Origin of the sequence: Nonomuraea sp. NPDC048901 (assembly GCF_040649695.1) — a bacterium.
In the GTDB taxonomy this organism is placed as follows: Bacteria; Actinomycetota; Actinomycetes; order Streptosporangiales; family Streptosporangiaceae; genus Nonomuraea.
Genome location: NZ_JBEZFW010000044.1, coordinates 1 through 12,904, shown reverse-complemented (window position 1 = coordinate 12,904; position 12,904 = coordinate 1). Strand labels below are relative to the sequence as shown.

The following is a 12,904-nucleotide window of genomic DNA, read 5'->3' as shown; positions in this document are numbered from 1 at the left end:
AAGGCCATCGGCAAGCAGGCCGGTATGCATGACACGTCCAGGTGCACCGGTGTCTGTCCTGGTCGCACGCCTACAGTCGAAGGTAGCCGGACTCACACCCGCCTACGTCTCAAGCGTCGACTGCCTCGCTGGTCAGCCCCATCGGCCTACGATCCCGACGGAAAGGACCGCCCACCATGAACCACGAACCAGCTACATCCGGCGGCCACTCCGAAGAGGACAGTGGTGCGCGGCATCCGTCCATGTCCCCGTTCCTCAGGGATCGGCTCGACGCCGCCACCACCGCGGCCCGCGCCGAGCTGATCAGCGCCAGTGAGAAGAGGGCCGGCCTCCTGCTGTCCTGGGCGGGCGTCGCGTACGGCGTGATGGTCACCCTCATCCTCACCGGTCCGGCCCAATTCCCGGGAGTCGGGCGCTTCGGCGTCATCCTGGCGCTGATCCTGCTGTCCGCGGCGGTCCTGCTGATCCTGATCACCATCCGCCCACCGTCGCCCCAACAGGGCGGGCAGAGAATCCTCCTCTACGCCGAGGAGCCCACGCCAGAAGCCCTGATCGAGCGGATGAACACCGAGACCAGGGACTACGAGCTGTTCCTGGCCACCGACGCCCTGAGGATCGCGCGGATCGCGCGCACCAAACACCGCAATCTGCGCTGGTCCGTCAACCTGATCGTCACCGGCATCACGGTCATGACGATCATGGTCTTCCTGGAGCGCCTGTTCTAACACGGGGAGGACGCGTCTGGCCACGCCGTACAACCACAGCCGGGCCTCATCGCCCGTGGGTACGTCGGCGATCAAGTCCGCCTAAGTGGCGAACACGCTGGCAAAGAACCCGATCACCGCGAATATCACGGCGAGCACGATCGCCCAAATCAAGGCGATGCCCATCAGGGACAGTACGAAGGTATGCATTCCCGCGATAGCTGCATTGAGGAGGACAACGATAAAGTCGGAGATTACCAGCTCTTCCCAGGACTTGAAGACCAGAAAGCTGGAGATCAGGCCAGTGATGATGGTCAGAGCCACCACTCCGGCCGCACCCCAAAAACCGGAAGAAGAGTCGGCCTCGGCGGATTCTTGGCCACCGACATTTGGCGAGTATTGCGTGACCGTGACCACCGGAGTGGCCCCTTGGCCGCCATCGGCGACTTCCTTGTCGTGCTCGAACGCGAAAACGGCGACGACCACGCCGACGATCGCCACGACAAGGGCCAGAACGGCGGCGACTTCAGCGTAGACAGTGAGCCGTCGTGGCTTGGCAGGTTCATCCGCCATGCTTGTCCTCGCAACGGGGAGAGCGATCCAGAGCTAACACTCTAACGAGGCACCACGCGGAGATGCCCCTGTTGGCAGGCGACGCAGGGTTGGCGGCACCTGGGCGTCCGTCGCGTACGACCGCCGTGGTGATCGCCCTGACGCCCGTCGCTCTCGCGCCCGCGTACGGCTGACTGACCGCACTGCGCCCGCCGGGCGGCTCGGCCCCGACCTGCCTCGCTGTGACCATCTGGACGGTAAAATATGTCACACCACTAACTTTTGACAGCAATGTGACAGAATATTCGTCATGAAGGAGAGCGTTCCACGGCTGCTGCAAGACGCACGCCGCACCAGAAGGCACCACGAGTGGGTGACAGTCCAGCGACGGCGGCTCGCCGAGATCGTCGAGCACGCCCGCACCCACTCGCCCTACTACCGGGACCTCTACAGCGGCCTGCCTCCCCGCGTCCACGACTCCGCATCGCTGCCGGTCACCGACAAGAAGGCGCTGATGGCGCACTACGACCGTTGGGCCACCGACCGCGAAGTAACGCTGGCCCGGGCGCGCGCCTTCGCCGCGGATCCGCAACTGGTAGGTGGACGGTTCCTCGACCGATACCTGCTGGTCACCACCTCGGGCACCACCGGAAACCCCGCGATCTTCGTCAAGGACGATCGGGACATCGCCGTCAACTACGCCCTCAGCATGCGGATGATGAGCTCCTGGCTGGACCTCGCCGATATCACCCGGATCGTGGCAGGCGGCGGACGGATGGCCATCGTGGCCGCGACGAACGGCCATTTCCTGGTCTCGGCCGGCGCCGCCCGCATGCGCGCACACCGGCTACAGCGCAAGACCATCCGTCTCTTCTCCGTGCACACCCCGCTGGACGCACTGGTCGAGGCGCTCAACGAGTTCCGCCCCGCTCTCCTGCTCGGGTACGGCAGCGTCCTCAACATGCTCGCCGCCGAGCAAGAGTCTGGACGGCTGCACATCGCGCCGGTGGTGGTCGAACCCGCGGGCGAGACGCTGACCAGCGGCGACTACGCGCGGATGGCCCGCGCCTTCGATGCCAAGGTGCGCGACACCTACGGCGCCAGCGAGTGTCCCTTCCTCACCGAGGGCTGCGCGCACGGCTGGTATCACGTCAACAGCGACTGGGCCCTGGTCGAACCGGTCGAAGCCGACCATTCCCCGACCCCGCCGGGCAGGCAGTCCCACACCGTTCTGGTGACCAATCTGGCCAACCGCGTACAGCCGATCCTGCGCTACGACCTCGGCGACAGCGTCTTGCAACGGCCTGACCCGTGCCCATGCGGCAACCCCCTGCCGGCCATACAGGTGCAGGGACGCGTGGCCAACGTGCTCACGTTCGCCACCGGGCGGGGCGAGGTCGTCATCGCGCCGTTGATGCTCAACACGCTCGTGGATCGTACGCCTGGCGTACAGCTGTACCAGATCGTCCAAACCAGCCCGGCGAGCCTGCGCGTACGACTGCGGCCCTCGCCTGGGGCGGACCCGGAAACGGTGTGGCGGGCGGTGCGTGACGGGATCGGCGGTCTGCTCGCCGACCACAAGCTGGACCATGTCATCCTGGAACGCGCTGAGGAGCCGCCGCAGCAATCCCCCGGCGGAAAGTATCGGGCGGTCATCCCGCTGAAGGATTTCGCATGATGTCAGATTCCGAGCAGCCCGGACTGCGGGAGCGCAAGAAGGCCGGCACCCGCGCCGCCATTCAGCGGCACGCGCTGCGCCTGTTCCGTGAGCAGGGTTACGACGCCACCAGCGTCGAGCAGATCGCCCAGGCGGCCGACGTCTCGCACCGGACGGTGTTCCGCTACTTCCCGACCAAGGAAGCGCTGGTCACCCTCGATGACTATGACGACCTCATCGCCGAGGCGTGCGCGGCCCAGCCGCCGGAACTCGGCCCGGTGCCGGCGCTGCGCAACGCCTTCCGGAGCGTGTTCACCGACCTGACCGACGCGGACGTGACCGCGAAGCGGGAGCGCCAGGCGCTGGTGCTCAGCGTCCCCTCGCTGTGGGCGGCCAGCCTCGCCAACATCACCAACACCAAGCAGACGCTCACCGAACTGGTCGCAACCAGGCTCGACCGTCCGCAACACGACGACCGAGTACGGGCCGTCGCCGGCGCGGTGTTCGGCATTTTGCTGTCGGTCTGGCTGGACTGGGCCAAGAACCCGGAGCTGGACGCCCCGGCGGCGTTGGACAGCGCGCTCGCCCATCTAGAGAGCTCTCGGACTCCTGACGATCGGTGAGATCAGAGCCTGGATCGGGCGTGTCCGTTAGAAGCGTGAACGCGTCCGGCTCGCGGAAGCCGACCAGGCCGGCTCGATGTGAGGATCAAGACATCCGCTCGCGGCAGTCGCCGCCCCCAATCAGGAGGTCCTCGTGATCATTGCCATTGTCGACTTCGACACCGCCGCCGCTGACCGCGCGACAGCCCTGGCCCAGCTCGACAGCGAACGCGAGGAGGTACGCGCGATGCCGGGTAACGTTGCCTATCGGGTGTACGCCTCCCGGGAGAACGAGACCCGGGTGACCATAGTCCACGAGTGGGACGACGAGGAGTCTTTTGCCGACTACCAGAAGTCGGACTCCTTCGCCCGCTCTGGCAAGGTGATTCGCCCGATGATGACCGGTTCGCCGGTGAGCCGACGCTTCCACGCGGAGCTGCTGGAGACCGTCGCCTGACCGGCGTCCTGGCGGCTCCCTACGATTGGTTCATGCGAGGCTGCGGATGACCCGGAAGGCGTACAGCTTCGTCCGTACGTTCCCGCGGGAGCCCGCCCGCGAGCTCAAGGTGGACCGCCACTACCTGCTCTGCGCCTCGACCGGTGCCCTCCGGCTCGAGGCGCAGGGCCAGTCGTGGCTCCTACCGCCGGCTCGGGCCGCCCTGATCGAGGCGGGTCACGCGATACAGGTGAGCATCCCGCAGCCGGTCACGACCGCGTCGGTACTGTTCGACACCAGATTCACCGCGTCCCCGCCGGCCCCGTTGACCGTATTCGACCTCAGCCCTCTGGCACGCGCATTGGTAACCGAGTGCGGCATCTGGGGCGAGAGCGACGAACCTCTGACGGCGTACGCAGAGACGCTTTTCACCGCGCTCGCCGCAGTGACCTGGCGGCTCGCCGAGCAACCGAGCCCCGTCGTCGTCCCGGTGGGCCGCTCACCGGAACTACGCCGAGCCCTGCGGCTGACCGAGCAGCGACTCGGCGTCGAGATCCGCTTCGAGGAGGTGGCAGCCGAGGTGGGCCTGGCACCACGATCGCTGGCCCGCCGCTTCGAGGACGAGACGGGCATGACGTGGCGGGCAGTCCTACGCCGGATGCGGGTGCTACGCGCGATCGAAGAACTGGCTGCGGGCGATACTCCGATCACCGAGATCGCGTTCATGGTCGGCTACACGTCATTGTCGGCGTTCAACGCCGCGTTCCGACAGCTGACCGCCCGCACACCGACGGAATACCGAGCCAGCTTCCGACCTTGACGGGGGCGGGCTCGCGCCTCGTACGCATTGGGCGGTGGCCTCGATTTCGGGGTGAGTCATGCGGGCCGGCGGTAGGCGTACGGCCGTGCTACGTGGCCGACTTCACCAGCTGATAGACATACTTCGTCAGGTCCCGGCCACGCGGTCTCGCCACCGCCGGCGTCGGCGAACCCTTGGTCAACATCTCGTAGGAGACCTGCACGAGCAGGTTGTCCTTGCGGAACATCGCGTGCGCGTACCCGTAGTCCTTGCCGGACGGGTTGGACAGGCACAGCTCGTCCGCGTAGTCATCAAGCCTCATGGCGTTCTTATAGAAGTCGGTGCGCTCCTCTTCGAAGGCCGCCGACGCGCTGGAATCGGTCGAGAATCGGAACAGCTTGACGACGACGTCGGCAGCCCAGGGGTGCTTGGACCAGTAGCCCTCCGTGCTCCAGCGGCATCCGCGCGACTCCACGAGGTCGTTGAACTTCTCAACCGGCGTATCTTCCTCGCCGTCATCCATCTTGGGAATGATCTTTCTCGCCCGGGTCACCACCTTGGTGCAGATGCCGGGGATCACGGTGTAGCGCACGGCAGCCGTCGGCGATGGGGTCACCGTGGGTATCGGGGACGGGGTGACACTCGGCGTTGTGCGGGTTGCGACCGGGGAGCCTGTCGTGCCCTGCTGCCGTACGGCATTTCCACTGTCATGGGAGATCAGGGAGGGAAGAGCGATAACAACCACTGTGAGGAGGAGCGCCACTGCCACCGCCACCGCGGTCCTCCGTTTCCAGACCGCCCCGGACGGCGGGTCCAGGACTTCCGCAGGCAGCGCCTTCGTCCGCGCGCGACCATCGGGTGGCGGGGCCTGGGCCGCGGTGGCGACCGCGCGCAGTTGCGTGCCGGCATCGGCCGCGTCGAGACGCACGCCGGCATCACGCTCCAGCAGGCCGGCAATTGTCGGCGCCAACGCCCCCGCCCGCGTCATCGGCTCGGGCGCGCGGGTCAGGGCCGACACGAGCGCGGCCGCCACATTGTCGGCGGCGTACGCCGGCCGGCCCTCCACGGCGAAGTAGAGTGTGGCACCCAAAGACCACAGGTCGGCCGCCGGACCCGGCTGAGAACCGTCCAGCCGTTCAGGGGCGATGTAGCCGACGGTACCGACGAGCGACGCGGTCACGGTGGCGTCGGCGACCAACGCGATCCCGAAGTCGGTGAGCACCGCCCGGCCGTTGTCGTCGAGCAACACGTTCTGCGGCTTGACGTCCAGGTGCAGGACACCCTCGTCATGCGCCGCCGACAGCGCGTCGAGCACCTGGCTGCCGATCTCGGCCGCCCGCCGAGGATCCAGCGGCCCGTTCGTCTTGACCTCTTGGTCGAGCGAACGCCCGGCGATGAAACGCATGACGATCCACGGCCGGCCGTCCTCCTCCAGGACGTCATACACTCCCACGATGCCCGGATGCTCGAGGCGGGCGATCGCCCTGGCTTCGCGCATCGCCCGCGCCCGCAGTCTGGCCTGCTCCTCCGCGCTGACGCCGGCGGCCGGCAGGTGGAGCTCCTTGACCGCGACGGTGCGGTGCAACTTGTGGTCGTATCCCCGCCAGACGGTGCCCATCCCGCCCGAGCCGACCGGCTCGCTCTCCAGCACGTATCGGCCGTCGGCCAGGCTCCGTCGTTCGCTCACGGGTGCAGGGTCGTCAGGGTACATACCGGCTCGACCAGCCCATCTCCGCGAACGATCTCGTACCCGGACAGAGTGTAGCGACGCAGGCCAGCGAACGGGTCCGGATTCGCTGACCTCCGGCTATCCCGCCTCAAGGGACCTCGCGAGTGCGTTACTGCACCGCCCGCCCCGGGGTTCCGGAGATCGAATGAGCGGGGCCCTCCACTGCGGAGGATCGGGGATTGGAACCCCGGATGGTGTTGCCGCCAAACCGTATTAGCGGCTCGGAGCAGAGCCGTCCCGATCGTTCAAATCTGGAGCAATATGCCGGGGTCGGTCTTCCCCGAACGGCATAGGACGGCGGTGAACTGCAACCCAAACTGCAACCCGGTGCCGCGTCTACATGATCATCTTCGGCGTCGTGATGGGCCTGAAGATGCAGTCTGTCGCGTCCAGCACGGTCTTTCGGTCAATGTTCGGCGCGATACCTCCTGGCCGAAATTATGAAAACCTGTACCTCTTGATCATTGTCCATGAAAATAATTTCGACCGTTGCGCCGTAATTCGGAAAACCGGATCATCGTGATCACCATCATCTCGCCCCGCAAGGCCAGAGAGGAGACATCATGCTCGGTCTCGTGGACCGTTTGCTGACGCGCGTCGCCCACAAGGTGACCGTGGAGGCCGGCTGCAGCAACTACTACTACTGCTCGGGTGGAATCAGGTACCTCCGTCAGTGCTGCCTGGACCAGGGTTGCCAGACGGTCAAGGTCGGCAAGTGCTGATGCGGCTGTAGTAGGCGTCCCCGCGGGTGGCGGCCAGCCGCCGCCCGCACGGGGTGGAGGTGCCGTTGCTTCGGTACATCCGCCGCACCCCTTAGCGCCCCGTCAACTGGTCCGTAACAGCCTGATGATCATCGCAGCCGCGCTCGGCGTACTGCTGCCTGGTGGCCTGCTCGCGCTCGGCGGGGCGGCCCTGGCAGGTGCCGCGGGGCTCATCGGGGCGATCCTGATCGCCTCCTTCGACGACTTCGTCGATCTCTTCGCGAGGAACGCCTGATGTCTTATCTGACCGCCGCCGTCGTGCTCATCGGTCTGCTTTGTGTGTTGAATCTGCTACTCACCCTCACCCTGATCCGCCGGATGAGGCAGATGGGCGGGGGAGGCGTCCAGCATGCCGGGCCTCCCATCGCGTTGCAGCCTGGCTCGCCTGTCGGCGAGTTCGCCGCTGTGACCGTCGACGGCGAGCCGGTGTCCCACGATACGGTCGCCGGCCTGGTCGGGTTCTTCTCCGCCGGCTGCGAACCCTGCCACAAGCTGCTTCCCCGCTTCAGCGAGCATGCCCGCACCCTCGGACGGGAGAACGTGCTGGCGGTGGTCGCCGGGGACGACACGGAGGCGGTCGAAGCGCTCGCGCCGGTGGCCCGGGTGATCGTGGAGGATTACGACGGCCCGGTGGCAGACGCGTTCCAGAACACGTGGACTCCGGCGCTCTACCTGCTCGGGTCCGATCACCGCGTCGTCGCCACGGGTGGACGCGTGGAGGACCTTTCCGTCGCATCGACGGCATGAGTGATCTGGGTACGAGCCGACGGGCCGGGATCCGGGACTTGGCCTCGTCCGCCGTGGAGGCCATGTCGCTGACCTGGCGGTCGGCACCAGGAGGGGTCACCGGCTACGTCTTTCTGACGCTCGCCGAGGCGGCGGCCCCGATCGCCACCGTATGGCTGACCAAATCGGTCATCGACCGGCTGACGACTCCCGACGGCGCGGTCGCGGGTCTCGCGCTCGGGTTGGCCGCGGCCGGTCTGGCCGCCGCCGCGCTTCCGGGGATCGGCCGCTATCTGCGCGCCCAGACCGGGCGGCTCGCGCGAGCCGAAGCGATCGACGGGCTGTTCGCGGCGGCCGAGCGGCAGGTCGGCCTCCGGCGTTTCGAGGATCCGGTGTTCCTCGACCGGTTGCGTCTAGCCCAAGAGGGCGCCGGGGGCACCGGCGACCTCGTCAGCGGAGTCTGCGGAAGCCTGAGCGGAGTCCTGTCTCTCGTCGGATTCGTGGGCTCCCTTCTGATCCTCAGCCCCGCCATGACCGCCCTGGTACTGCTGGCCGCCGTCCCAGCACTCATCGCCGAAGTGCTGCTGTCGCGCAGGCGGGCCACCATGCAGTGGGACATCGAGCAGATCCACCGCCGCGAGTTCTTCTACAGCCGGCTGCTCACCGGCGTCCAGGCCGCCACGGAGATCCGGTTGTTCGGCATCGGCGCGTACCTTCGTACACGGATGATGGCCGAGCGGCGCAAGGCCGACACCGCCGAAAGCCGGATGGACCGCCGGGAACTGGTCACTCAGGGCGGTCTGACCACGCTGAGCGCGGCGGTCGCAGGTGTCGGCCTGTGGTGGGCGATCACGGCCGCCCGTCAGGGTTCCCTCAGCGTCGGCGACGTCGCCATGTTCGTGGCGGCCGTCGGCGGGGTGCAGGCCGCGCTCAACATGCTCGTCTCCTCGATGGCGTCCGTCCACGAGGGGCTCCTCACCTTCTCGCACTACGTCGCGGTGATCAGGACCGAGCCGGACCTGGTGAGCGTGGACGAGGGGACGGCCCCCGCACTGCGCCGGGGCATCGAACTGCGGGACGTCTGGTTCCGCTACAGCGACGACCATCCATGGGTGCTGCGCGGGGTCGATCTGACGATTCCGCACGGCCGTTCGGTCGCCCTCGTGGGATTGAACGGCGCCGGTAAGAGCACCCTCATCAGGTTGCTGTGCAGGATGTACGACCCGACGCGCGGCCGGATCCTGTGGGACGGCGTGGATCTGCGGGACATCCCGCCCGCCGATCTTCGCGAGCGGATCAGCGCCGTATTCCAGGACCATATGAATTACGACATGTCCGCCGCCGAGAACATCGGACTCGGTGACCTGCCCGCCCTTGACGACCCGGCCCGGATCGCGGAGGCGGGCGTCCGCGCGGGAGTGCACGAGACGCTCTCGGGACTGCCGCGAGGCTACGACACGCTGCTCACCCGCATCTTCTTCTCCGAGGCCGACAAGGGCGATCCCGAGACGGGAGTGGTGCTGTCCGGCGGACAATGGCAACGCCTCGCGCTGGCCAGAGCCCTCGTCCGCGACGGCAGAGACCTGATGATCCTGGACGAGCCCAGCTCCGGCCTGGATCCGGAGGCCGAGCACGAGGTCCACACCAGCATCCGGGAGCATCGGGCGGGTCGCACGAGCCTGCTGATCTCCCACCGGCTCAGCGCCGTACGGGATGCCGACCTCATCGCCGTGCTCCACGACGGGCGGATCGCCGAACAGGGACCGCATGAGGCGCTGCTTGCCGCAGACGGACAGTACGCCCGGCTGTTCCGGCTCCAGGCCTCGGGATACCAGGAGGTGCGATGAAGGCTGGCAATCTGCTCCTGTCGGCATCCGGCTTGCTGACCTTGGGAATGTCGCTGTGGTGGATCCGCCGGCGGTATCTGGTCGCCACTGTGAGCGGCCCCAGCATGGAACCCACCCTGCGTTCCGGCGACAGACTGCTCGTCCGCAAGACGAGGCGAGTCCGCGCCGGCCAGATCGTGGTCGTCAGGATCCCGAATCCTCCGCCGTTGGACGGCCTGCCGCCGGGTATCGAGCCCGGCGACGAGGACAAGGTGCCGGAGAGATTCGATCCTGGCTGGCACTTGCTCGTCAAGCGGGCGGTCGCGGTGGCCGGCGAACCTGTGCCGAGACAGGAATTCCCGTCGCTCCGCGACGTACCGGAGACCGTCGTGCCCCCTCGCGCCCTGGTCGTGCTGGGCGACAATCGGGACACCAGCTGGGATTCCCGGGAGTTCGGCTTCGTGCGGGGCGACCAGTTCATCGGCGTCATGATGCGCCGCCTGCCATCGCGTTGACCGCGCGAGGCGGGCATCGTCCTATCTTCAGGTGCTATACGAGACGAATGTCGCAGCCGACGACCGCTGGGAGGCTGACGATGTTGTGGGAACGGCGTGCCTCCGCCGCCAGGAGGCCCAGCAGTAGGCCTGCGCGGACTGTGCCCTTGGCACGGGCTCGGGCTGCGATCGTGTCGGCGATGTCGTCGGGAACATCGCGGATCTGCATGTTCCTAGGTATGCCTTCATTTTACATGCATAGTTCGGCGCCGTGCGGGATCTGCTGCTGCGGCGACCAGCGCGGCGATTCCACCGGGAGCCGGAAACCATCATCATCAGCGGAATGGTCCGGCAATGGTCCGCCCAGGTGTAGCTGAAGATCGAGAGCCCCTCTCCAAATTGCTGGTGAGGGGCTCTAGCGTGCGGAGGATCGGGGATTTGAACCCCGGATGGTGTTGCCACCAAACCGCATTAGCAGCTAGGGGCCCGGCCGTACCGTACCGTCTCATGTGGACCAACACGGTTGGGCGGTCGTGCTGGAACGGGTTGGATCGCGAGTGAACCGCAACCCAAACTGCAACCCGCTTCGGCATCGGTTCGGCTGTCGCCGACCTACGCCCGACTAGCCGGCCCCTTGTCGGCCCACTCATCCAGACCGGTTGTCAACACCTCTTCGAGCTTTGCTTTCGTCATGCTCTCGGCTAGATCGTCGAGGCACTTGCACTGGTTGAGGATGCCAGCGACAGTGCAGGTGTAGATCCCAATGATGCGTAGAGCGTGAGCCGACATCTCCAGAACTTGTTCGCCTGGGATCGGGATCTTCTTCGCGTAGTTGCGGAGGATTCCGACCAGACAGGCCCCTGCTCGGTCGGCGGGAGGCTTGCCTATCAGCGCATCAGCGACCAGTTCGTGAGCCTGCTCCTTCGCCTCCAGGAGTCTCCGCGCTTCCTCCGCAAGGGGATCACAGCCGGAGCGCGTTGAGGACTGGACCTCCTTCCAGAGGCGTTTACCGAGGAGATCGGCCCCTTGCTTGGCGACGGCGGCTTGCCAACCATCCGTCGTTGCGTTGACGGCGATCTCGATGACCGTCTTGTCTAGGGCGCTGAACGGCGTACTTGCTTCTGAGCGGTCCGGCGCTCTTCGCCTTCCAGACCGACCTCTACGGCCATGATGATCGCTGCAAGGCGTATTCCACCGGCGTCGACACGGCTTTCCTGTTTGTGTTTCCTCCGAACCGCATGGACTAGCCATGACATGAACATGCGGCAGGCTGGCGTCCTTACCTAGAGGCTGGGGCGCCAGGATTCTTCGACTTGGGGGTAGCTACATCACGCCTTGCCAAGGAGCGATCTGCTTGGAGCCTCCACTCCCGCGATCGAGGCGGCGTGGGCTTAAGGACTCGAACTCTTGATTCCCTGCTTGCAAAGACGCATGCCGATCTTACTTGACCTGCGAAGACGCAGCTCAAGGCACTGATCGCGTTCCCCGTGGCTCCCCGCTGTTTCCCCTTGTTGCCCGTCCCATCGGGTCGCGACGGGCACGGCTGGCAGACTCACCCCATGATCGAGATCGACGGCCCTTTCTATCGCATCAGCGACCCCGGCTTCGAGATGCTGATCCCCCGCTGGGAAGGGCATGATCCCGAGACCGCCGATCAGGCCGACGCGACCATCACGCTTCCTGACGGCACTCGGCGCTATGCCACCTTCATGACCCTTGGGGCCATCTCCGGGATCATGGATCGCTGGCAGGGGACGGGCGAATGTCTCAACGGCCGTTACTTCTGGTGCTCGGACCTGGTCGTCATCCGCAAGCCTGGCTTCGTCTCGATGGCCGACGCCATACGAGACATGATCGCGATTGGAGAGCTTGAAAGCGCGTGCAGTGCGCTGCCAATCGACGACACCGATCAACATGCGGATTAAAAGATCGGATTTGGTGAGTCCCAAGAGGTTCAATGCAGGCCAGAGGGTAGGAGCGATCGATTCTGAACCGCGTGGAACGGCCTTGAACTGCAACGGGAACTGCAACCGGCGGGCTCTGTCTCAGCGCGCTTCCTGACCTTGATCGGTTTCGGTACGCTCCGGCCATGAGAGTCCGCGCCGCGTTCGTCAAGATAACGATCACCTTAGCCGCGACGGCCCTCCTGTTGAGCGGGCTCGCGTACATAGCACTGAGGACAGTCGCCGGTTCGGAATGCACCGCCGCAGAGGAAGACCTGATTCCAGTGCTGGCGGCTCAGAACATCCTTGCTTCCCACCCCGGTGATGCCGTCACGCGGGATAGCTACACCGGATGTTTCCGGGACGACCCGTTCCCCTACGCCGGGAAGTTCTACGAGTTTTCCGGCACACAGGAGGACTACGCCTCCTTCTATGAGACGGTAGCCAAGGCCGACGGGTGGCGGCCAATCGTCCCCGAAGAGTCTTCCGAAGATGTCTGTTACACCAAGAAGCTCGGTGACGCTACCGCCTTCCTCTCGGTAGGAGAGCAAAGCGTTGATGGCGTCCAGGGATACGGTATTGTCAATCCCCCGAAAACGTGGAGACGGTTCTATGCCACAGCGGTCCTCAGCAGGACGGATGAGGCTTGCCGCTTGTCGATCATGTGATGTTCGA

The 12,904-nt window shown here is 66.0% G+C and carries 14 protein-coding genes; 12 read left to right on the top strand and 2 right to left on the bottom strand.

Features of this window, described 5'->3' with window-relative positions; all coding sequences use genetic code 11:
* The first annotated feature begins 176 nt into the window (after positions 1-176).
* Complete coding sequence (locus AB0C30_RS59040) at positions 177-725, top strand: Pycsar system effector family protein (protein ID WP_357962287.1); 549 nt, start codon at positions 177-179, stop codon at positions 723-725.
* A gap of 81 nt (positions 726-806) precedes the next feature.
* On the opposite strand, the gene AB0C30_RS59035 is transcribed toward AB0C30_RS59040, so the two are convergent.
* On the bottom strand, positions 807-1,277 hold the full coding sequence (locus AB0C30_RS59035) for a hypothetical protein (protein WP_357962284.1): 471 nt from the start codon (positions 1,275-1,277) through the stop codon (positions 807-809).
* 289 nt (positions 1,278-1,566) lie between these two features.
* On the opposite strand from AB0C30_RS59035, the gene AB0C30_RS59030 reads away from it, so the two are divergent.
* From AB0C30_RS59030 to AB0C30_RS59015, 4 genes are all read left to right on the top strand, one after another.
* The gene (locus AB0C30_RS59030) at positions 1,567-2,934 is read left to right on the top strand and encodes a hypothetical protein (protein WP_357962281.1); all 1,368 of its coding nucleotides are present in this window, start codon (positions 1,567-1,569) and stop codon (positions 2,932-2,934) included.
* Entirely contained in the window at positions 2,931-3,536 is a 606-nt protein-coding gene (locus tag AB0C30_RS59025) for a TetR family transcriptional regulator (protein WP_357962278.1), read from the top strand. Before AB0C30_RS59030 ends, AB0C30_RS59025 begins: the two co-directional genes overlap by 4 nt.
* A 133-nt stretch (positions 3,537-3,669) precedes the next feature.
* Complete coding sequence (locus AB0C30_RS59020) at positions 3,670-3,972, top strand: antibiotic biosynthesis monooxygenase (protein WP_357962276.1); 303 nt, start codon at positions 3,670-3,672, stop codon at positions 3,970-3,972.
* A gap of 46 nt (positions 3,973-4,018) precedes the next feature.
* Positions 4,019-4,771 (top strand): AraC family transcriptional regulator, encoded by a 753-nt coding sequence (locus AB0C30_RS59015; RefSeq protein ID WP_357962274.1) that lies wholly within the window; start codon positions 4,019-4,021, stop codon positions 4,769-4,771.
* Positions 4,772-4,859: 88 nt separating this feature from the next.
* Here AB0C30_RS59015 and AB0C30_RS59010 read toward each other — a convergent pair whose 3' ends face one another.
* A complete protein-coding gene (locus AB0C30_RS59010; protein WP_357962270.1) occupies positions 4,860-6,437 on the bottom strand; it encodes a serine/threonine-protein kinase in 1,578 nt (525 codons plus the stop codon).
* Positions 6,438-7,042: 605 nt separating this feature from the next.
* On the opposite strand from AB0C30_RS59010, the gene AB0C30_RS59005 reads away from it, so the two are divergent.
* From AB0C30_RS59005 to AB0C30_RS58975, 7 genes are all read left to right on the top strand, one after another.
* A complete protein-coding gene (locus AB0C30_RS59005) occupies positions 7,043-7,201 on the top strand; it encodes a hypothetical protein (RefSeq protein WP_357962267.1) in 159 nt (52 codons plus the stop codon).
* A gap of 124 nt (positions 7,202-7,325) precedes the next feature.
* Complete coding sequence (locus AB0C30_RS59000; RefSeq protein WP_357962264.1) at positions 7,326-7,475, top strand: hypothetical protein; 150 nt, start codon at positions 7,326-7,328, stop codon at positions 7,473-7,475.
* Positions 7,475-7,987: a TlpA disulfide reductase family protein gene (locus AB0C30_RS58995; protein WP_357962260.1), complete on the top strand. Its 513-nt coding sequence runs from the start codon at positions 7,475-7,477 to the stop codon at positions 7,985-7,987. Before AB0C30_RS59000 ends, AB0C30_RS58995 begins: the two co-directional genes overlap by 1 nt.
* On the top strand, positions 7,984-9,813 hold the full coding sequence (locus AB0C30_RS58990; RefSeq protein ID WP_357962257.1) for an ABC transporter ATP-binding protein: 1,830 nt from the start codon (positions 7,984-7,986) through the stop codon (positions 9,811-9,813). Before AB0C30_RS58995 ends, AB0C30_RS58990 begins: the two co-directional genes overlap by 4 nt.
* Positions 9,810-10,307, top strand: coding sequence for a S26 family signal peptidase (locus AB0C30_RS58985; RefSeq protein WP_357962256.1), 498 nt, complete (start codon positions 9,810-9,812; stop codon positions 10,305-10,307). The genes AB0C30_RS58990 and AB0C30_RS58985 overlap by 4 nt, the downstream gene beginning before the upstream one ends.
* 1,538 nt (positions 10,308-11,845) lie before the next feature.
* Positions 11,846-12,211, top strand: coding sequence for a hypothetical protein (locus AB0C30_RS58980; RefSeq protein WP_357962254.1), 366 nt, complete (start codon positions 11,846-11,848; stop codon positions 12,209-12,211).
* Positions 12,212-12,375: 164 nt separating this feature from the next.
* Positions 12,376-12,897: a hypothetical protein gene (locus AB0C30_RS58975; protein ID WP_357962251.1), complete on the top strand. Its 522-nt coding sequence runs from the start codon at positions 12,376-12,378 to the stop codon at positions 12,895-12,897.
* Positions 12,898-12,904 lie beyond the last annotated feature (7 nt).